Here is a 20,237-nt window from a genome sequence, read left to right as displayed (position 1 = left end):
CGATCGCGGCGCGTGCGGCATGAACACCGCACTGCCGGAACGCGTTGCTTTACAGCTTCGCTTCGACCCAGCCCTTCACGCCCGCGAGCGCGGCCGGCAGGTTGGCCGGCTCCGTGCCGCCCGCCTGCGCCATGTCGGGACGGCCACCGCCCTTGCCGCCCACCTGCTGCGCGACGAAGTTCACGAGCTCGCCGGCCTTGACCTTCTTGCTCGCCTCGGCGGTCACGCCCGCGATCAGGCTGACCTTGCCGCCTTCCACCGCCGCCAGCACGATCGCTGCGCTCTTGAGCTTGTCCTTGAGCTTGTCCACGGTTTCGCGCAGCGTCTTCGCGTCGGCGCCTTCGAGCGTCGCGGCGAGCACCTGCACGCCGTTCACCTCGACCGCCTGGCCCACGAGTTCGTCGCCCTGGCTCGACGCCAGCTTCGACTTGAGCGCGCCCAGTTCCTTCTCGAGCGACTTCACCTGGTCCTGCACCTGCGCGATACGCTGCGTGAGCTCCGAAGGCTGCGCCTTGAGCGCCGCCGCGGCCGCGTTGATGCGCGCATCGAGGTCCTGCACGAAACGCACGGCATTGTCGCCCGTGATCGCTTCCACACGACGGATGCCGGCCGCGACGCCGCCTTCCATCACGATCTTGAAGAGGCCGATGTCGCCGCTGCGCGTGACGTGCGTGCCGCCGCACAGCTCGCGCGAGAAGCCGAGATCGAGCACGCGCACTTCGTCGCCGTACTTCTCGCCGAAGAGCGCCATCGCGCCGCCCTTCACCGCTTCGTCGTAGGACATCACGCGCACGATGCCGGGTGCGTTCGCGAGCACTTCCGCGTTGACGATGGCTTCCACGCGGCGGATTTCGTCGTCGGTCATCGGCGCGTTATGGGCGAAGTCGAAGCGGGTCTTGTCCGCATCGACGAGCGAGCCCTTCTGCTGCACGTGCGCGCCCAGCACTTCGCGCAGCGCCTTGTGCATCAGGTGCGTCGCCGAGTGGTTGCGCGCCGTGCGGGCGCGGCGGATGGCGTCGATTTCCGCCTTCACGACGTCGCCCACCTTGAGCGTGCCCTGCTCGAGCGTACCGTGATGGCCCGCCACGTCGGCCTGAACCTTCAGCGTATCGGCGACGGCAAAGCGCACGCTCGCGTTCGAGATCACGCCCTGGTCGCCCACCTGGCCGCCCGACTCCGCATAAAACGGCGTGTGGTCGAGCACCACCACGGCATCCTGGCCCGTCTGCACTTCGTTGACCGAAACGCCGTCCACGTAGAGCGCGATGACCTTCGCGTCGTCGAACACGATCTCTTCGTAGCCGTGGAACGTGGTCTTCGCGCCCGAGTATTCGAGGCCTTGCGCCATCTTGAACTTGCCCGCCGCGCGAGCCTGCTCGCGCTGACGCGCCATGGCGTCGTCGAAGGCCGGCTCGTCCACCGTCACGTTGCGCTCGCGGCACACGTCGGCCGTCAGGTCGAGCGGAAAGCCGTAGGTGTCGTGCAGCTTGAACGCGAGTTCGCCGTCGAGCGTCTTGCCGCCCTTCGCTTCGAGATCCGCCAGCGCGGCGTCGAGAATCGACATGCCGTGCTCGATGGTTTCGAAGAAGCGCTCTTCTTCCTGGCGCAGCACGTCGGTCACGCGCTGCTCGGCTTCCTTGAGTTCCGGGTAGGCCGCGCCCATTTCGGCCACGAGGTCCGCCACGAGCTTGTGGAAGAACGCCTGACGCTGGCCGAGCTTGTAGCCGTGGCGGATCGCGCGACGCACGATCCGGCGCAGCACGTAGCCGCGGCCTTCGTTGCCGGGAATCACGCCATCGACGATCAGGAACGAGCACGCGCGGATGTGGTCGGCAATGACCTTCAGCGAGTTGTTCGTGAGGTCGGCCGTATGCGTTTCGCGGCCGGCGGCCTGGATGAGCGTCTGGAACAGATCGATCTCGTAGTTGCTGTGCACATGCTGCAGCACGGCGGCGAGACGTTCGAGGCCCATGCCCGTATCCACGCACTGCTTGGGCAGCGGCGTCATGTTGCCCTGGGCGTCGCGGTTGAACTGCATGAACACGAGATTCCAGATCTCGATGAAGCGGTCGCCGTCTTCTTCGGGAGACCCCGGAGGGCCGCCCCACACTTCGGGACCGTGGTCGTAGAACACTTCCGAGCACGGGCCGCAGGGGCCGGTGTCGGCCATCTGCCAGAAGTTGTCCGACGCGTAGCGCGCGCCCTTGTTGTCGCCGATGCGGATGATGCGCTCGGGCGGCACGCCGATTTCCTTAGCCCAGATATCGTAGGCTTCGTCGTCTTCCTGGTAGACCGTGACCGTGAGCTTTTCCGCCGGCAGGTTGTAGACCTTCGTCAGCAGTTCCCAGCAGTAGTGGATCGCGTCGCGCTTGAAGTAGTCGCCGAACGAGAAGTTGCCGAGCATCTCGAAGAACGTGTGGTGACGCGCGGTGTAGCCGACGTTCTCCAGGTCGTTGTGCTTGCCGCCGGCGCGCACGCTGCGCTGCGCGGTGGTCGCGCGCGAATACGGGCGCTTGTCGGTGCCGAGGAACACGTCCTTGAACTGCACCATGCCGGAGTTGGTGAACAGCAGCGTCGGGTCGTTGCCCGGCACGAGGCTCGACGAGCGCACGATCGTGTGGCCCTTCGATTCAAAGAACTTGAGGAATTTCTCGCGGATTTCGGCGGCTTTCATGGCGTGCTTGCGGGCGTCCTGTGCGTGGATCCCGGTTCTCGGGCCGCGTGGCCGGCACGCCGCGCGCGAGGCGCCGGCCTGACGGCCCGGCAGCATCCGGCCGGGTTCGTACTGGTTCGTAGCGGTTTCGATCAGCGACGCGCCGGCCACCGAACGGCCCTTCCGGGCCCGTTCGCGTTGCCGTTGCACGCTGGGGGAATCGGTCGATTATACGGGATCGACGCGGGCTCGCGGCAGCGCGCCCCAAGCAGCGTGCGAAGGCGCGACATCGGGTGCGGTCGGGCGCGGTCGAGCGGAATCACGCGGCGTTTCGCGATGTTCCGCCATGCGAAACATCGTACCGAAAATTCCACTATCGGGCGCGAATCGCTTACCATGCCGGAACGGACCGCGCTCGCGGACCGCCTGATAACGACATGGGACGACACTGTATGGGCGCTCTGAGCCATATCCGCGTACTCGACCTCACCCGCGTGCTCGCAGGGCCGTGGTGCGCGCAGACCCTCGCCGACTTCGGCGCCGACGTGATCAAGGTGGAGCGCCCCGGCGCCGGCGACGACACGCGCCACTGGGGGCCGCCCTACCTGAAGACGCCGGACGGCGCGGATACGGCCGAAGCCGCCTACTACCTCGCGGCCAATCGCAACAAGCGCTCCGTGACCGTGGACATCGCCACGCCCGAGGGGCAGCGCATCGTGCGCGAGCTGGCCGCGCAAAGCGACGTGGTGCTCGAAAACTACAAGGCCGGCCAGTTGAAGAAGTACGGGCTCGACTACGCGTCGCTGCGCGAGGTGAAGCCCGATATCGTCTACTGCTCGGTCACGGGCTTCGGCCAGACCGGGCCGTACGCCTCGCGCGCGGGCTACGACTTCATCGTGCAGGGCATGGGCGGCTTCATGAGCATCACCGGGGAGCGCGACAGCCTGCCGGGCGGCGGTCCGCAGAAAGCGGGCGTCGCCATCGCCGACCTGATGACGGGCATGTACGCGAGCGTCGCCGTGCTCACCGCACTCGCGCACCGCGACCGCACGGGCGTGGGCCAGTACATCGACATGGCGCTCCTCGACGTGCAGGTGGCCATGCTCGCGAACATGAACTCGAACTTCCTCGCGAGCGGCAAGGCGCCTGCGCGCTGGGGCAACGCGCATCCGAACATCGTCCCTTACCAGGCGTTCCAGACGAGCGACAGCTGGATCATCATCGCCGTCGGCAACGACGGGCAATTCCGCAAGTTCGTCGACATGGGCGGCCGGCCCGAGCTGGCCGACGACGTACGCTTCGCGACCAACCCCGAACGCGTGCGCCACCGCGACACGCTCGTGCCGATCCTCGCGGAGATGGTCCGCACGCGCAGCAAGGCCGACTGGATCGCGGCGCTCGAAACGGCAGGCGTGCCGTGCGGGCCCATCAACGATCTGGGCGAGGTGTTCGAGAACGAGCAGGTGCTCGCGCGGGGCTTGCAGGTGGATCTGCCGCACCCTTCGGGCGGCACCGTGAAGCTCGTGCGCAACCCCGTGCGCATGAGCGAGACGCCGCCGCGCGTGGCCAGCCATCCGCCGATGCTGGGCGAGCACACCGAAGCGGTACTGCGCGAGGTGCTGGGTTACGACACGGATCGGGTCGCCGCGTTGCGCGACAAGGGCGTGGTCTAGCGCGGGCTCACGTGCCCGGCTAACCCGCCTGTCACACGATGGCGGCCCTCAAGCCGCCATCAAGCCGCCATCGACTCGAGCCATTCGCGTCCCTCTTCCCAGTCGCCGAGGCCGCTTTCTGCATTGATGTGCCCGCGCGCGCCGATGCCGATCCAGCGGCTGCCCCACGCCCGCGCGCAACGCTCGGAGAACGGCACGCTGCCATAGGGATCGTCGCTGCTCGCCACGACGATGCTCGCAAACGGCAGCGGCACGAGCGGCACCGGGCCGAAGCCGCGCGCTTTGGCGGGAAACTCCGGGCCGTGCGGATCGGGCGGCGCGACGAGCAGCGCCCCGGCCACCTGCGCGAGCCGCTCGGCGCTGGCGTAGCGCGCCACCCAATGCGCCACCGTCAGACAGCCGAGGCTATGCGCCGCCAGCAGCACGCGCGCCCCGCCCGCCGCCGCGGCCTTCGCTACCGCCGATTCGAGCGCCTCGCACCAGGCGTCGCAATCGGCGTGGATCCAGTCCGGCATCTGCACGCGCGTGAAGCGCGCATGCTGTTCTTCCCAGCGCGTCTGCCAGTGCCCCGGCCCGGAATTCAGATAACCCGGCAGCACCAGCACCCGTTGTTCGCTCATCGTCGCCTCTCTCGTGATTCCCTGCGCGGGACCCGTTGTGATTCCCTGCGCGGGACCCGTTGGCCCGCTCCCGCAGCGGCCCTTGCGGCGCGCGAGACGGTCCCTGCATGACGCGCGGCCCCGCCCGCCAGGCGCAAGGGCTGCCGCCCCCCTTTTCGTCAGGTAGAATGATTGTTACCAGTTGGCGCGCGCCGGCGAGATTCCGACCCGATCCCGGCGAAATTCCGATAAAAGCGCGCGCTCTCCAACGATCTTCCCCTTTTCGCATGAATACCGAACGTAAAGACGCCGACCGCACGGACGCGCCTGCGGCATCCAATTTCATCCGCAACATCATCGACGACGACAACCGCTCGGGCAAGTGGGGCCAGCGCGTGGAAACGCGTTTCCCGCCGGAGCCGAACGGCTATCTGCACATCGGCCACGCGAAGAGCATCTGCCTGAACTTCGGCGTCGCGCAGAGCTACGGCGGCGTGTGCCACCTGCGCTTCGACGACACGAACCCGGAGAAGGAAGACGTCGAATACGTCAACTCGATCATCGACGCCGTCACGTGGCTCGGCTTCGAGTGGAAGAAAGACGACAAGGACTACCTCTTCTACGCGAGCGACTACTACGACAAGCTCTACGAGTTCGCCGAGCTTCTGATCCAGCGCGGCCGCGCCTACGTGGACAGCCAGTCGCCCGACGAAATGCGCGCGAACCGCGGCTCGGCCACCGAGCCCGGCAAGAACTCGCCGTTCCGCGACCGCCCGGTGGAGGAAAACCTCGACCTGTTCCGCCGCATGAAGGCCGGCGAATTCGAGGAAGGCGCGCACGTGCTGCGCGCGAAGATCGACATGGCGTCGCCGAACTTCAACATGCGCGATCCGGTGATCTACCGCATCCGCTTCGCGCATCACTACCGCACCGGCGACACATGGTGCGTGTATCCGATGTACGACTACACGCACTGCATTTCGGACGCGCTCGAAAACATCACGCATTCGCTGTGCACGCTCGAGTTCGAAGACCACCGCCCGCTCTACGACTGGGTGCTGGCCGAACTCGCCGACGCCGGCGTGTTCTCGCGCCCGCTGCCGCAACAGATCGAATTCTCGCGCCTGAACCTCACCTATGCGATCACGAGCAAGCGCAAGCTACTGCAGCTCGTGACCGAAAACCACGTGGACGGCTGGGACGATCCGCGCATGCCCACCATCGTCGGCGTGCGCCGCCGCGGCTTCACGCCCGAAGCGATCCAGCTCTTCTGCGAGCGCATCGGCGTGACCAAGGTCGATTCGTGGATCGACATGAGCGTGTTCGAAGGCGCGCTGCGCGACGACCTCGACGCCAAGGCCCCGCGCACGGTCGCCGTGCTCGACCCGGTGAAGCTCATCATCGACAACTATCCGGAAGGCCAGACCGAAGACTGCACGGCGCCCGTGCATCCGCATCATCCGGAGCGCGGCGTGCGCACGTTTCCGATCTCGCGCGAACTGTGGATCGAGCGCGAGGACTTCAACGAAACGCCGCCGAAGGGCTATTTCCGCCTGTTCCCGGGCAACAAGGTGCGCCTGCGCTACGGCTACGTGATCGAGTGCACGGGCGCGGACAAGGACGAGAACGGCAACGTGATCGCCGTGCACTGCAACTACTTCCCGGACAGCAAATCGGGCACCGAAGGCGCGAACAACTACAAGGTGAAGGGCAACATTCACTGGGTGAGCGCCGCGCAGGCCTACCCCGCCGAAGTGCGCCTCTACGACCGCCTCTTCCGCGAAGAGCAGCCCGATGCCGGCGGCCGCGACTTCCTCGAGGCGCTCAACCCGGATTCGAAGCGCGTGGTGCAGGCGTATCTCGAACCGGGCGCGCGCGACGCGGCAGCGGAAGACCGCTATCAGTTCGAACGCCACGGCTACTTTGTGGCCGACCGCTACGATTCGAAGCCGGGCAAGCCGGTGTTCAACCGTATCGTCGGACTGCGCGACAGCTGGGGCAAGTAACCCGGCATGCGCCAGTGCGCTGTCGGCGTTCGGTCGGCGCCGGATGCAAAAAGCCCGTACTTCGCAGTACGGGCTTTTTTTCGCGCTTTTTTCTCGCTTTTTCGCGCCTGCACCGGCCTCAAAGCCTGCGATGCAGTTCCGCCAGCGAAAGCGTGGTATCGAAGAGCCTCGTGAGGCTCCGGCTCGCGTAGCGCGCAACGTCGCCGGGCGCGACCCATAGCCAGGCATCCATTTCGGGAATCATCACGCCGTCTTCGCGGCGCGGAAAGAGCGACGTGCAGCGGCAACGCGAGAGATCGAGCTCGTCGGGCAACGCCCGTGCCGCGAACAGATGCAGATCCTTGTCCCGCCGATAGGCGAAGCGCCCGAGATCCATGAGCCGCGATGCGTCGATGACGATGGCTGTCTCCTCCACCATCTCGCGCAGCGCGCTTTCGCTCTCGGTCTCGCCGGGCTCGCCCTGCCCCTTCGGGATGTCCCAGTGGTTCGTGCCTGTCGCATGCGCGAGCAGCACGCGTCCGTCCGGATCGAGCAGGACGGTGCCGCACGACACGATCTTGCCACTCACGCTGTCGCGCTCAGTGCTTCTTCTGGTAGACCCAGGCGCCCGAGCCCTGGCGGCAGAAGACCGGCAGCAAGCTCATGGTCTGCTGCTTCGCGGTGACCACCACCTGCATCGTACGGCAGGTATTGTCGCCGTCCTTGTCCGTTTTGGTCGGCGTGATCGTCGCTTCGATCTGCACGCTGTTGCGCAGGCCCTCGTTGGTCCAGGTCGTGCTCTGGCCGTCCTGCTTCTGGTCTACGGCTTCGCGCACGGCCTTGGTCAGCGAGTCGTAGTCGGCCTGCTTCATGTAGGAAGCCGGCGTGTCGTGCAGAAAACCGAGATTGGCCGCATGAGCGGCATTCGTACCCACGGTCAGCAGCAGCGCCGCACCGAGGCCGGAAAGCATACGGGTGATCTTCGACATCGCACTTCTCCTTGGCGGTCTGACGTTGCCCGGGAGGATAGCATGTACCCCATTTTTCCCACGCGACACTGAGCAAACGACCATACCGTTTCAGACAAACGCGCACGTCATTTCGGACAAGTCCTGTACCCGCGCGCGGCCACGCTCTCTATTCTGGAGGCACTCGATATCCACGCTGTTTCTCATCCTTTTCCGACATGACCTACTCCATCGCCCTACAGGCGTTCGCCTTCGTACTCGCCCTCATCTGCATTGGTCTCATGGCCGTCGTCGCCCACTACCTCCCCGCTCCGAGCGGCGTCGTGCGAGTGCCCCGCGCCGTGCGCATCCGCGTGCCCAGCTCGCGCTGGCCCGAACGGCTGCTGCACGGGGGCGTGGTCTGCCTGCTCGTATCGTTCGTCGCCCTCGCCATCACCTGCTTCATGATCGCAAACGCCTGACGCATGCCGTCGCATGCCGTCAATGAGCCGGGGGCTGCCAGCCGTCGGTCAGCGTATCCAGAAACGCCAGCACATCCTTGATCTCCGCCTCGCTGAACACCGGCGCATCGCCGGGCTTGCGGTCGAACGGCGGATCCGTGTTCAGGTTCGCCCAGTAGCGGCGCGGCAAGTCGTCGAACTTGCGCACCTTGCCGTTCACCACGGGATAAAACTCTTCGGGATTCGTATCGCGGCGCGCGTAGAAGCGCAGCACGTCCGTGAGCGAGCGATACACGCCATTGTGGAAAAACGCCTTCTTCAATGCGACGTTGCGTAGCGTCGGCGTGCGGAAGAGTCCGCAGAATTCGTCGCGATGGTTCAGATCGGTCCGCTCGGGACCGCACGCACCCAGATCGTAAAAACGCGGATCGCGATTAATGGCAAGCGCCCGGTTGCGCGGCACGCCAACCGCAATCAGGCCGAAGTCCGAGAACTGCGGCGGCGAACCATCTCGCGCGCGCTGGCTGATGTGACAGCTCGCGCAATTGCCCCTCTTCTCGTCGTTGAAGAGCTGCAGGCCGCGCAATTCCGCCTGCGTGAGCGTAGCTTTGCCCGCGAGATACGCGTCGTATTTGCTCGTGTAGGGATAGAACACTTCGGGCGACTGCTCGAATGCCTCCAGCGATTGCAGCACCGCGTCGAAGGTCGCGGCATCGTCGTCCAGCACGCGCGCGCCGAATGCCTCGCGAAACGCGCCGGCATACGGCGCCGCGCGCACCGCGGCGGCAACCCGCTCCTGCGAACTCGCCATCTCGAACGCCGACGTGAGCGGAATGCGCGCCTGGTCCGAACCGTGGTCGACGCGGCCGTCCCAGGTGAGACCGCCGGTGGGGCCCGCATCGACGCTCTCGTCGCCCTCGTCGTCCGAGTCGTGATAATGCTCGCTGAACGCGGGCACCGATTGCAGGTACTTGAGCGTCGGCACGGCGCGCATGCCCGGGCGGCGCATGTCGGTCCCGCCGATCTGCACCGCCAGCGCGTTGGCGGGCGTAAACGCGCGCCTGGGATCGTGGCACGACGCGCACGCGAGCTTGCCCGAGCCCGAGAGCGACGGATCGAAAAACAGCTGCTTGCCCAGCGCCGTCATCTGGCGAACGTGTGCATAGACTTCGGCACGCGTCTGGCCCCCGGGCGCCGCCTGCGCCGAGATCTTCATGAGCTTTGCACCTTTGGGGGCGACGGCGTTGCCGTCCGCGCTCGTCGGCGCGGGCTCGCCGGCTGCCCCTGCCTGCGAAGGCGCCGCACCGTCGCAGGCGGCCAGCGTAAGCGCGAACCCGGCGGTCAGCGCGAACCCACCCGCACGCGCCACCGCGCGCCATGAAAAAGGCCGAGAGGCCCACGACTTCGTCGAACGACACAGCATGAACAGATCCCTGAATAACGATTGCGGTAGCCGGTGCCCATGGGCATCCCGGCAGCCGCGAAAGCGTATGTCATGTTCATTACCATTAAATTACAAAAGTCAGATGATCACAGGGGTATAAAAAGCTAAATGTAATTATTTACATCTTGCTGTCAAAATCCATTGAGACACTGCGCCTCGCCCAACGGCCGGCGCCCTCTCGCGCCGGCCGGGCCCCCAACGCGAGAGAGATAGAAAAAATGATGAACAGGAAATGGATCCGTGGGACGCCGCGCCTCGTGCCCGTGGCAACGGCCGCAGCGGCGGCAGCCGCATTCGCCATCGCCGGCTGCGGCGGCGAGAAGACGAAACCCGACCTCTCGTCGGTCAAGAACATCGTCGTGATCTACGCCGAAAACCGCAGCTTCGACAACCTGTACGGCAACTTCCCGGGCGCCAACGGCCTGCAGAACGTGAGCGCGGCGAGCGCCCAGCAGCTCGACCGCGACGGCTCCGCGCTGCCCACGCTGCCGAAGGTCTGGAACGGCCTGACGCAGACGGGCGTGACGCCGGCCATTACCGAAGCGATGACGGCCAACCTGCCGAACAGCCCCTTCGCCATCGACGATCCGAACGGCTTCAACACGCCGCTCTCGGTCACGACGCGCGACCTGTATCACCGCTTCTACGAGAATCAAATGCAGATCCACGGCGGCAAGAACGACATGTTCGCCGCCTATGCGGACTCGGGCGGCCTCGTGATGGGCCACTACACGCCGAATGCCGACAAGCTCCCGCTCTGGAAGCTCGCGCAGCAATACACGCTCGCCGACAACTTCTTCATGGGCGCATTCGGCGGCTCCTTCCTGAATCACCAGTGGCTCGTCTGCGCCTGCACGCCGTACTACGCGAGCGCCGACAAGAGCCCGGCGTCGGGCTCGATTTCGGCTGTGAATGCCGATGGAGTGTCGCTCACGCTCGCCTCGAACTCGCCCGCTTCGGCGCTCGCGGGGGCGCCGAAGTTCGTGAAGTCGGGCAACCTCACGCCGGACTTCTACGCCGTCAACACGATGCAGCCGCCGTATCAGCCGAGCGGCAATGCCGCCGCATCGGGCGGCGACGCAAACTACGCCGACCCGACCCAGGCCACGACGATGCCGGCGCAGACGCAGCAGAACATCGGCGACCTGCTCTCGGGCGCGGGGGTGAGCTGGGCGTGGTATGGCGGCGCCTGGGGTGCGGCCCTGACGGCCGCGCAGAACAGCACGTCCGGCGTGATCTACGGCGCCAATATGAGCGCGCCGAACTTCCAGCCGCACCATCAGCCGTTCAATTACTTCGCGAACTACGCACCGGGCACCGACGCGCGCGCAAAGCATCTGCTCGACGGCGGCATGAACGGCGCGGAGTTCATCAAGGCCATCGATGCCGGCACGTTGCCGCAAGTCTCGTTCTACAAGCCGCAGGGCAACCTGAACGAACACGCGGGCTACACCGACGTGAGCTCGGGCGACCAGCACATCGCCGACCTGATCGCGCATCTGCAGAAGAGCCCGCAGTGGAACAACATGGTCGTGGTGGTCACGTACGACGAGAACGGCGGCTTCTGGGATCACGTCGCGCCGCCGAAGGGCGACCGCTGGGGGCCGGGCTCGCGCATTCCGGCACTGGTCGTCTCGCCGCTCGCGAAGAAGGGTTACGTGGATCACACGCAGTACGACACCACGTCGATCCTGCGCCTCATCACGCGCCGCTTCGCTCTGCCGACGCTGCCGGGTCTCGCGGCCCGCGACGCCGCGCTCAAGAGCAACGGCGCACCGGCGATGGGTGATCTGACCAACGCGCTCGATATTCAGCTTTGAATCACGTGGGTGGGTAAGACGCGCCTGAAGGCCTGAATGGTTTCGGGGTGTTTTTGGGGGCGGCCTTGGGGTCGCCCCGTTTTTTTGCAGACAGACTCAGGACGGAAGATCGAGCAACAGACGGATATCCAGCGAGTGATGTTCGAACGAAAACACCCGCTCAACCACCTTGAAGGCCATCGTTTCGGAGTTGACCTCCGTTTCGATGAGGTCACCGGGTTGAGGAAAAGGAACGCCCGTCGAATACGAGAACCGGCGGGACGGCAACTGGCCGGCAGCGGCGATGGCTCTCTCGGTGTACTTGATATGGATGTCGATGTTCATCGTGTCTCCGTCCTTGTTGTTAAGGAACCTACAAATTAGCACGCGACGAAGCGGGATGCTGATGTTGCACTGCGGTTGTTCTTGATATGGCCCAGGGAAGCGGCCTGTGCGAAAGCCACGAAGCAAAAAAGCCACGCCAAGTACCTGAAAGCATCGATGCGACATCGATAGCGGAGTGTCGCCTGCCTTTGAGCGCTATTTGTCGTTTGCAGGTCGATCGGCACTAAGCGCCGGAACAATGGAAAAGGCTTCCGAAATAAAGTCCATGAAGGCAACCGCCCGCTTCGACAACAGACGGTTTGCTACGTAAAGAATCTGGATCGGCACCAGCGGCGGAACATATTCACTCAGCAGCAACCGCAAACTGCCGTCCGTCAAACCCGCTTCGAATAGCCAGCGTGGTCCATGGGCAATACCGACGCCCGATCTGACGGCCTCCTGCACGGCTTGCGGAGAATTGACGCGCAATCGCCCGGATACGGCAACTTCCTGATCGCTCAAACGCCAGGTGCTGCCCGAGGACAGCAACGTGTAGACGATACAGTCGTGATGCTGCAGATCGTCAGGGGTAAGGGGCGTACCTCGCCTGGCAAGATATTCGCGGCTTGCGACGCAGACTCGTTCGAACATGCCGATGCGTCGTGCCCGCAAAGCGCTGTCTTCGAGATGCCCGATCCGGATGGCAAGTTCGGCGCCTTCGTCGACGAGATTCACATACCGGTCGCCAATCTGCAGATCCAGCTCTATGCCCGGATATCGATCGAGAAAAGTTGGCACCCATGGGAGCACGAATGCATGCGCCAGCGCAGTGGGACAGGCGACTCGCAAAAGTCCCGATGGCGCTACGGTGTCCCGAAGCGAAGACTCCGCATCGTCGACGGCATCGAGAATCCGTCGGACCTCGGCGTAATAACGCTCGCCTTCCGGCGTCAGCGCCAGACGCCGCGTAGACCGGTGAAGCAGCCGGGTCTGCACGTGCGCCTCGAGCGCCGCCACGTATCGGCTCACATTGGGCTGACCCAGCCCCAGATCGCGTCCTGCCGCCGAGAAACTTCCCGTCTCCACGGCTCGAGCAAAGCAGGTCATCAACAGGAAGCGGTCCATACCCTGCTCCATTCATGCAGTTTGAGCATGAAATATATACAAACTGACCATCTTATCCAATTATCGGCATGAGTCCATTCTTCGGTCATGGCGGATGGGAACACCACCCGCCTTGCTCCCTTCATTCTCAGGAGAATGACCATGTCCCGCCTGCAAGGAAAACGCACGCTGATCACCGGCGGCACCAGCGGTATCGGCCTCGAAACCGCCAAACACTTTCTGGCCGAAGGCGCCCGCGTCGTCGTGACCGGCAACAACCCCGGGAACATCGCCCGCGCCCAGGCCGAACTCGGCAACGAGGTGCTCGTCTTGCGCGCCGATTCGGCCAACGTCGCCGAGCAGCAGCACCTGGCGCGTGTCATCGCCGATCACTACGGCCAGCTCGACGTGGTGTTCCTCAACGCGGGCGTATCGGTCTGGGTGCCCGTCGAACAATGGACGGAAGAGATGTTCGACCGCTCATTCGACATCAACGTAAAGGGGCCGTACTTCCTGATTCAGGCGCTGCTCCCCGTGTTCGCGAACCCGGCTTCCGTGGTGCTCAATACCTCGATCAACGCACACGTCGGTGCAGCACGTTCGTCGGTCTACGCGGCCACCAAGGCTGCTTTCCTGAATCTGTCGAAGACGCTGTCGAGCGAGTTGCTGGAACGCGGCATCCGGGTCAACGCGGTCAGTCCCGGTCCGGTCGAAACGCCGCTTTACGACAAGCTCGGCATTCCCGATGCGTACCGCGAACAAGTCAACAAGGACATTGCGGCGACGATTCCGGCCGGTCGCTTCGGCGCCCCGGAGGAAATCGCCAAGGCAGTGCTGTACCTGGCCTCTGATGAATCGAGGTGGACCATTGGCTCCGAGATCATCGTCGACGGCGGTCGTACGCTGAACGGTTAGTCGATCTCGAAGCTTGTCGATCGATTTTGGCTACACGGGGCCTACATGGATCCCAGAAAGCAAAAAGCCCGATCGCAATGACCGGGCCAAGTGCCTGAAAACATTGGCGCGACAGGAGGGGCTCGAACCCCCGACCCTCGGCTTAGAAGGCCGATGCTCTATCCAGCTGAGCTACTGTCGCGTAAAAGCGCGTTTAGCGCGCTACCCGCCTCGCTCTTGTGTCGAGCACGGCAAGACGGGCGTGGATTATACCGCGTCCGAACCTTACAGACTGCATCCGTCCCGCACCGCGTCAAACCGGTTGCGGATGCATCACGAACCAGCCAAGGCAGATCGCTCCGGCGATCACGCAGTACACCCCGAACGACGCGAGGCGCCCACGGCCCTCGAAATAGCGCATCAGAAAACGCACGCTCAGCCACGCGGCGATGCCCGTCAGCACGCCGCCCACCAGCGCCGTCGTCAGCTGATCGCGCGCATGAAAAAGCTTCGGCAGTTCGAGCAGGCCCGCGGCGAAAATGATCGGCGTGCCGAGCAGGAACGAAAACTCGGCGGCCTTTTCGGTCGTCAGCCCCGCGGCATTGCCCGCGATCATCGTGAGGCCACTGCGCGAAAAACCCGGAATCAGCGCGCCGATCTGCGCGAGGCCCACCAGAAACGCCTGGCCAAACGTGAGGCGCTCGGGCGCCAGATGCATGCGGCTGCGTTGCAGGCGGTCGCCGAACCATAGCAGTACGCCGTTGATCATCAACGCCGCGGCCACGATGCGCAGGTCGTGAAAAATCGCCTCGATGCGCTTTTCCAGCACGAGGCCCACCAGCCCCGCCGGAATCGTGCCGATGATGAGCGCCCACATCATGTGGCCGTCGTCGCTGCGGCGGCCGGCGAGCGAGCCGAAGAAGCCGCGGATCAGCGCAACCCAGCGCTTGCGGAAATACCACAGCAGCGCGACCGCCGTGCCCAGGTGCAGCGCGACGAGGAACGGGAGCAACTGGGGAGCATGCTTGTCGATGTGCATGCCGAACAGCGCGGGCACGAGCAGCGTATGGCCGAGACTGCTCACGGGGAAGAGCTCGGTGACACCCTGCAGCACGCTCAGAAATAGTAGAAACCAGAGACTCACGCGCGGATCCTCGAAGTGGGTGGAAGGGAGCCGGACCGAGGCAGTGCCGGCGCGGCGAAGCGCACCGATTATGCCGGGGCTACCAGAGAGCGCCAAGCTTCGAGGCCAAATTGTCGGTAAATTTACGGCGCCGCAACAATTTCGCGGACTGACGCACGGAACCAAGCCGTGCTATAGCGAGGGAGCGAATCGCGCTATTGAGGGCCGCCTGCAGCGGCGCGCGACGTCAAGGTAGAAGAGCGAAAGGCGGTGTTACGCGGGCGCCCTAGCGCGCCATTTTGTAGAAAAAGTAGGCGCTGCTGCCGACGAACAGCCCGAACAACGCGGTACTCATGGCCATGGCGATATCCATGGAAACCTCCTGCATCAGTCCGTGCCCCATCGCACGATGTAGCGCGATTATCGGTCCCCACCTTCGCGCGCCATACCCGCGCTTTCCCGACGAAGGGTTTTCACGCATCCGAAAGCAGCGCACAATCCGCGAGCACGGCGCGCGCGGGCGACGCCGACTTCCCACTCCCTTTCTCACGTGAGCTTATGGAATCCAGTCCCCAGCACGACATCCTCGATCTCGCGAGCGGCGCTTCGACGCTGAGCTTCGCCCCCTCGGCGGGCGGACGTCTGCTCTCCTGGCATATCGACGGCCAGCCGGTGATCTTCTGGCCCGAGCACGCGAACTGGGCCGAACCCGCACGCGTGCGTGGCGGCAACCCGCTGCTGTTCCCCTTCCTCGGCCGCCATCGCGTCGATGGACAGATCGGCCGCTGGCGCGACGCGCAAGGCGTCGTCCGCGATCTGCCCATGCACGGCTTCGCCCGCGATCTGCCGTTTGCCGCACAGGTCGACGAAGACGGACGCGGCATCCGCATGACGCTCGTCGATTCGGAGGCGACCCGCACGGGCTATCCGTTTGCGTTCCGTTTCGAAGCGGCCTACCGGCTCGCCGACGACCACACGCTCGACGTCTCGCTGAGCGCAACCAACACCGGCGCCGACCCGCTGCCCTGGTACGCGGGCCACCACTTCTACTTCGCCCTGCCCCATGCGCAGCGCGGGCAAACCACGCTCGAATTGCCGCCCACCGTGCGCCGCCATCAGCAGCCGGACGGTTCGATCAGCGCGGCCGAAATCGGCGAAGCCCAGTACCGTTTCGACGATCCCGACATCGTGGACCGCTTCCATGTACTCGAGCCGACGCCACCCTCCGCCCCGGTAAAGATGATCGCGCCGGGACTCGACCGGACCGTGACGATCGAGCTCGACCGCCCTGGCTCGCTGCCGTGGTACGCGGTGACGACCTGGACCGAAGCCGCCGATTCCGACTTCTACTGCATCGAGCCGTGGCTCGGTCTGCCCGATGCGATCCACAACGGACTCGGGTTGCGCTGGCTCGCGCCCGGCGCCTCCGAACGTGCCGATCTGCGGATCCGTGTGGGCACGCTTGCCTGACATCGTGCGCGGCGAGCGGCTGCTGAAATGCCCTCGCGCTGCGCCCTCCGCGCGGACGAAAACGCGTCTGCCACGTCAAACCCGCTAAAATCAGACGTTTTGCCGGCGCGGCTGCCCCGCCCGGCAGCGTCTTGCGAGGTTCAATGTTGGCAACAGGAATCAGACGTTTCGCCTGTGCGACGCTAGTCGCGCTACTCGCCGCCTGCGGATCGGCCCCGGTCGGCCCTGGCTATTACCGCGTGGAGCGCGGCGATACGGTGGGCAAAATCGCGCGCAGCAACCGGCAATCGGTACAGAACATCGTGCGCTGGAACAATCTGTCCAATCCGGACACCATCGAAGTCGGCCAGGTCCTGCGCGTGGCGCCACCCGCGGGCTCCGTCGGCGCAGCGGGCACAACCGCGTCCTCGTCCGGCAGCACGCCGCGCGCGACACGCCCGGCGCCGGCACCCGCCGACGATTCTCCGGCACCGGCAGCGGCGCCCGCCTCGTCGATCTCGCTCGTCTGGCCCGCCAACGGCACCGTGATCCGCAACTTCGACGGACGCAACTCCAAGGGCATCGATATCGCCAACAGCGCGGGCACGCCCGTGGTGGCAGCCGCAGCCGGCACCGTCGTCTACGCCGGCAATGGGCTGCGCGGCTACGGCAACCTGTTGATCATCAAACACGGCGGCGACTATCTCACCGCTTACGCGCACAACCAGGCACTGCTCGTGAAGGAAGGCCAGACGGTGACCCAGGGGCAGCAGATCGCGCAGATGGGCAGCACCGACAACGACCGCGTGATGCTGCATTTCGAGCTGCGTTATCAGGGCCGCTCGATCGACCCGGCGCGCGATCTGCCGTCGCGCTGAGCATCGCGAAATCCATCAGCACGACGAAAAAAAAGCCCGGCGTGGCGCCGGGCTAACGGGGGTTTGGCGCATATCGGCAAAGGACCGGTTTACCATGCGCCGAGTGCAATCTATCAACCGGCATGGACCGGCGCAATCACTTAATTCGATGAAAAATGTGTCGCGGCGCACGGATTAAGGGTCTCGTTACTTTTGACCACTGAACGCAATCGCCGGAAACCGTGCCGCAGTGCATAATACGCGCCTGGTGATTTGACATTACAAAATCAATACATTATCGGTCAACACCTTGGCTGATGGGGCTTTCGGGCTAGCCTTCCGATATGGACGATGCTCATTCGCACCACGATTTCGGCAAGAATCTGGACTGCCGATTTGATCGTTTGGTGGTCCCAGGCATTTAGTGGGCAAACGCACGCATGAAATGATTTAGCCGCAGAACCGGTGCGAGCCCGAAACACTTTTATTGATGCCGGTTTTGTCTGCGCTTTGCCTTATCAGGGAGAAAATCACTTCTGTATTAATAATAAGGTTGAGGGTAAAACGGCCGTCGAGTCAGGGCGCCGCCCCCAGCGCAGGATCGTTTATAGTATCGGCCGAAAACTCTTTCCCGACGATCATGACCACCGACGCCACACCCAGTCCGCTCTACGCCAGATTGCTGGGCGAAACCGCAAAAATCGACTGGCAAGATCTCGAACGTTTCTTTGCGCAAGGCAAACTGCTTTCCGTGGCACGCGATTTCGACCTCGTCAGCGTCGCCGAGGCGATTGCCAGCGACGACACCGAGCGCGTGACCCAGTGGCTCTCCGCGGGACACGTGGAGCGGATGCAGGCCGCCACCGCCGCCGATTACGCCGATCGCAAGCCGGAGCTCTGGGCCGTGGTCGTTTCGCCCTGGGTTTGCGTGCAGGAACGCGGTTGAGCGAGAGTCTCCCCCTCCCTGCGGAGCGCGGCTGGCATCGGCGGGTTCTGACGCTCGCCTTTCCTATCGTCCTCGCCAATCTCACCCAGCCGATACTCGGCGCCGTCGATACGGCGGTTGCGGGCCACCTGGGCAGCGCAGCCGATCTGGGCGGTGTGGCTTTGGGCGGCCTGTTCTTCAACTTCGTGTTCTGGGGATTCGGCTTCTTGCGCATGGGCACGACCGGGCTCGTCGCTCAGGCGTTCGGCGCGGGCGATCAGGCCGCGCTGCGAGCCAACGTGGTGCGCGCGTTGATGCTGGCGTTCGTGATCGGCGCCGCGGTCCTGGCGATCCAGCTGCCCTTGATCCGGTATGCACTTGCCTTGATCGGCGGCAGCGCCGAGGTGCAGCACAACGCCCGTCTCTACTGCGAGGCCCGCATCGGCTCCGCCCCCTTCGCTCTCGCGAACTACGTCGTGCTCGGGTATCTGCTGGGCACTCAGCGCGTGCGCGTCGCGCTCGCGGCGCAGGTATTCATTAACCTGGCCAACGTCGCCGCCGTGCTGCTTTACGTCTATGGGTTGGGCTGGGGCATCGCGGGTATCGGTGCGGCCACCGCTACAGCGGATGCGCTCGGGTTCGTCTTCGGCGCCGGCGTGCTCTGGCACATCCGGCCGCGCGGCCTCGCGCCGCTTCGATGGAGCAGTATTCTTGAACCCACGGCGCTCAAGCGTCTTGTCGCGATCAATCGCGATATTTTCCTGCGGACGATGTGTCTCGTAGGGTCGTTCGGCTGGTTTGCACACCTCGGGGCGAAGCAAGGCGACGCCATACTCGCTGCCAATGCCCTGCTGCTGAATTTCCAGACTTTCATGGCTTATGGCCTGGACGGCTTCGCGCACGCCGCCGAGGCGCTGGTGGGAGCCGCTATTGGCGCGCGAGACCGACATGCCTTCCGCCAGGCGGTCAAGGTGAACCTGCTCTGGGCGGCGTTGGGGGCGCTCGGATTTTCGTTGATCTACTGGGCCGCAGGTGGCTGGATCATCGAAAAGCTGACGGATCAGGCCGCCGTTCGCGCCGCCGCTGAGGCTTTCTTGCCCTGGGCGGCGCTCTCCCCCCTCATTTCGGTGTGGGGCTTTCTGCTGGACGGCGTTTTTATCGGCGCCACGCGCACGCACGACCTCATGCGTGCGATGGCGATATCGCTGCTGGCCTTTCTGGCGGCCTCGTGGGGTCTGGTTGGCCCTTTCGGCAATCACGGCCTTTGGGTCGCGCTGCTGATTTTCATGGCCGCACGCGGGCTGACGCTCTCGCCGTTGCTGCCTCGTATCGCCGATGCGATCGGCCCGGGCGCCTCTCTGGCGAAGTAGCTCGCCGGCTTAGGCCGTTATTGAGCTGGAGGCGGGTTGTCGATCATCGTCGGCGGCCGGGTATCGGTCGGCACGCCGTGATAGTCGGGCGGATCCTGCGGGGGATTATGGTGCTTGATCGTCATGTCGTCGGCGCACGCCGAGAGGAATACGGTCATCGCAACGGCCACAAAGATACGATGCATCGGCTCAAATCCTTTCAAATTTATTTCGAAGACCTGCGGAGAACGGCTTGGGCCATTTGACCAGGCATCCTCACCATTTTTTCCTGCGCGCCGCTGTCCTAAGATAGTCACATGGCTGCAACCCAAGGAGGCTGCCATGGATGCCGAAACTATTGCGGGCCTGAGTGGCCTGGCGGTCGGTCTGCTCGTGCTGCTCGGACTATCGATCTTCGAGTCGCGAGCCTACCGTAAGGAGCATGACGGTGAAAGCATGATGCATCACTGGCTGGCCGCGCATCACGTGCTCGACCGGGTGCGCCGCAGGCACTGAATTCAGTGCGCGTGGCTCCGCCCGCTCACGCACGTCGTGCCAATCCGCAAACGACGGCCTGACTTTCAGGCCGTGGGATGATTTTAGCCGAGCGATCGAACAGGCATTACGAGCGCTGCTCGCCCGACATGCGAC

20 protein-coding genes and 1 tRNA gene are annotated in these 20,237 nt (G+C 64.6%); 10 read left to right on the top strand and 11 right to left on the bottom strand.

Annotation, left to right across the window (positions count from 1 at the left end):
- Window positions 1–49: 49 nt before the first annotated feature.
- Entirely contained in the window at window positions 50–2,674 is a 2,625-nt protein-coding gene (gene alaS, locus U5760_RS29410) for an alanine--tRNA ligase (RefSeq protein WP_322015876.1), read from the bottom strand.
- Window positions 2,675–3,105: 431 nt separating this feature from the next.
- On the opposite strand from alaS, the gene U5760_RS29405 reads away from it, so the two are divergent.
- Window positions 3,106–4,326, top strand: a complete 1,221-nt coding sequence (locus tag U5760_RS29405) for a CaiB/BaiF CoA-transferase family protein (RefSeq protein WP_322015832.1) — start codon at window positions 3,106–3,108, stop codon at window positions 4,324–4,326.
- Between the two features lie 59 nt (window positions 4,327–4,385).
- On the opposite strand, the gene U5760_RS29400 is transcribed toward U5760_RS29405, so the two are convergent.
- Entirely contained in the window at window positions 4,386–4,946 is a 561-nt protein-coding gene (locus U5760_RS29400; protein WP_322015831.1) for an RBBP9/YdeN family alpha/beta hydrolase, read from the bottom strand.
- Between the two features lie 266 nt (window positions 4,947–5,212).
- Here U5760_RS29400 and U5760_RS29395 point away from each other — a divergent pair, with 266 nt between their 5' ends.
- Window positions 5,213–6,931 (top strand): glutamine--tRNA ligase/YqeY domain fusion protein, encoded by a 1,719-nt coding sequence (locus U5760_RS29395; RefSeq protein WP_322015830.1) that lies wholly within the window; start codon window positions 5,213–5,215, stop codon window positions 6,929–6,931.
- Window positions 6,932–7,049: 118 nt separating this feature from the next.
- Here the strand turns inward: U5760_RS29395 and U5760_RS29390 are convergent, their stop codons facing one another.
- On the bottom strand, window positions 7,050–7,499 hold the full coding sequence (locus tag U5760_RS29390) for an NUDIX hydrolase (protein WP_322015829.1): 450 nt from the start codon (window positions 7,497–7,499) through the stop codon (window positions 7,050–7,052).
- 10 nt (window positions 7,500–7,509) lie between these two features.
- The gene (locus tag U5760_RS29385) at window positions 7,510–7,899 is read right to left on the bottom strand and encodes a hypothetical protein (protein ID WP_322015828.1); all 390 of its coding nucleotides are present in this window, start codon (window positions 7,897–7,899) and stop codon (window positions 7,510–7,512) included.
- Between the two features lie 197 nt (window positions 7,900–8,096).
- On the opposite strand from U5760_RS29385, the gene U5760_RS29380 reads away from it, so the two are divergent.
- Complete coding sequence (locus U5760_RS29380) at window positions 8,097–8,339, top strand: hypothetical protein (RefSeq protein ID WP_322015827.1); 243 nt, start codon at window positions 8,097–8,099, stop codon at window positions 8,337–8,339.
- Between the two features lie 19 nt (window positions 8,340–8,358).
- Here the strand turns inward: U5760_RS29380 and U5760_RS29375 are convergent, their stop codons facing one another.
- Window positions 8,359–9,741, bottom strand: coding sequence for a cytochrome-c peroxidase (locus U5760_RS29375; protein WP_322015826.1), 1,383 nt, complete (start codon window positions 9,739–9,741; stop codon window positions 8,359–8,361).
- Between the two features lie 242 nt (window positions 9,742–9,983).
- Between U5760_RS29375 and U5760_RS29370 the strand changes: the two genes are divergently transcribed.
- Window positions 9,984–11,582: an acid phosphatase gene (locus tag U5760_RS29370; protein WP_415914202.1), complete on the top strand. Its 1,599-nt coding sequence runs from the start codon at window positions 9,984–9,986 to the stop codon at window positions 11,580–11,582.
- Between the two features lie 96 nt (window positions 11,583–11,678).
- Here U5760_RS29370 and U5760_RS29365 read toward each other — a convergent pair whose 3' ends face one another.
- Together U5760_RS29365 and U5760_RS29360 are read right to left on the bottom strand one after the other, a co-directional pair.
- On the bottom strand, window positions 11,679–11,906 hold the full coding sequence (locus tag U5760_RS29365; protein ID WP_322015824.1) for a hypothetical protein: 228 nt from the start codon (window positions 11,904–11,906) through the stop codon (window positions 11,679–11,681).
- Between the two features lie 195 nt (window positions 11,907–12,101).
- Window positions 12,102–13,010, bottom strand: a complete 909-nt coding sequence (locus U5760_RS29360; protein ID WP_322015823.1) for a LysR family transcriptional regulator — start codon at window positions 13,008–13,010, stop codon at window positions 12,102–12,104.
- Window positions 13,011–13,151: 141 nt separating this feature from the next.
- Here U5760_RS29360 and U5760_RS29355 point away from each other — a divergent pair, with 141 nt between their 5' ends.
- Complete coding sequence (locus tag U5760_RS29355; protein ID WP_322015875.1) at window positions 13,152–13,904, top strand: SDR family oxidoreductase; 753 nt, start codon at window positions 13,152–13,154, stop codon at window positions 13,902–13,904.
- Between the two features lie 104 nt (window positions 13,905–14,008).
- On the opposite strand, the gene U5760_RS29350 is transcribed toward U5760_RS29355, so the two are convergent.
- The 3 genes from U5760_RS29350 to U5760_RS29340 all read right to left on the bottom strand — a co-directional run bounded on the left by U5760_RS29350 (window position 14,009) and on the right by U5760_RS29340 (window position 15,394).
- Window positions 14,009–14,085 (bottom strand) — tRNA-Arg (locus tag U5760_RS29350).
- A gap of 111 nt (window positions 14,086–14,196) precedes the next feature.
- Window positions 14,197–15,027, bottom strand: a complete 831-nt coding sequence (locus U5760_RS29345) for an undecaprenyl-diphosphate phosphatase (RefSeq protein WP_322015822.1) — start codon at window positions 15,025–15,027, stop codon at window positions 14,197–14,199.
- Between the two features lie 265 nt (window positions 15,028–15,292).
- The gene (locus U5760_RS29340) at window positions 15,293–15,394 is read right to left on the bottom strand and encodes a UDP pyrophosphate phosphatase (RefSeq protein ID WP_322015821.1); all 102 of its coding nucleotides are present in this window, start codon (window positions 15,392–15,394) and stop codon (window positions 15,293–15,295) included.
- Window positions 15,395–15,564: 170 nt separating this feature from the next.
- Between U5760_RS29340 and U5760_RS29335 the strand changes: the two genes are divergently transcribed.
- The 4 genes from U5760_RS29335 to U5760_RS29320 all read left to right on the top strand — a co-directional run bounded on the left by U5760_RS29335 (window position 15,565) and on the right by U5760_RS29320 (window position 19,607).
- The gene (locus tag U5760_RS29335; protein WP_322015820.1) at window positions 15,565–16,476 is read left to right on the top strand and encodes an aldose epimerase; all 912 of its coding nucleotides are present in this window, start codon (window positions 15,565–15,567) and stop codon (window positions 16,474–16,476) included.
- Between the two features lie 143 nt (window positions 16,477–16,619).
- Window positions 16,620–17,333 carry a peptidoglycan DD-metalloendopeptidase family protein gene (locus U5760_RS29330; RefSeq protein ID WP_322015819.1) on the top strand — a complete coding sequence of 238 codons (714 nt, stop codon included), beginning with the start codon at window positions 16,620–16,622 and terminating at the stop codon, window positions 17,331–17,333.
- A gap of 619 nt (window positions 17,334–17,952) precedes the next feature.
- Window positions 17,953–18,258: a DUF2288 domain-containing protein gene (locus U5760_RS29325; RefSeq protein ID WP_322015818.1), complete on the top strand. Its 306-nt coding sequence runs from the start codon at window positions 17,953–17,955 to the stop codon at window positions 18,256–18,258.
- Window positions 18,255–19,607 carry an MATE family efflux transporter gene (locus tag U5760_RS29320; protein WP_322015817.1) on the top strand — a complete coding sequence of 451 codons (1,353 nt, stop codon included), beginning with the start codon at window positions 18,255–18,257 and terminating at the stop codon, window positions 19,605–19,607. The genes U5760_RS29325 and U5760_RS29320 overlap by 4 nt, the downstream gene beginning before the upstream one ends.
- Window positions 19,608–19,624: 17 nt before the next feature.
- Here U5760_RS29320 and U5760_RS29315 read toward each other — a convergent pair whose 3' ends face one another.
- A complete protein-coding gene (locus U5760_RS29315; protein ID WP_322015816.1) occupies window positions 19,625–19,792 on the bottom strand; it encodes a hypothetical protein in 168 nt (55 codons plus the stop codon).
- Between the two features lie 136 nt (window positions 19,793–19,928).
- Here U5760_RS29315 and U5760_RS29310 point away from each other — a divergent pair, with 136 nt between their 5' ends.
- Window positions 19,929–20,102 (top strand): hypothetical protein, encoded by a 174-nt coding sequence (locus U5760_RS29310; RefSeq protein WP_322015815.1) that lies wholly within the window; start codon window positions 19,929–19,931, stop codon window positions 20,100–20,102.
- The last annotated feature ends 135 nt before the right edge of the window (window positions 20,103–20,237 follow it).

It is taken from the genome of Paraburkholderia sp. J12 (genome assembly GCF_905220215.1).
In the GTDB taxonomy this organism is placed as follows: Bacteria; Pseudomonadota; Gammaproteobacteria; order Burkholderiales; family Burkholderiaceae; genus Paraburkholderia.
This window is presented reverse-complemented; position numbering and strand designations above follow the sequence as displayed.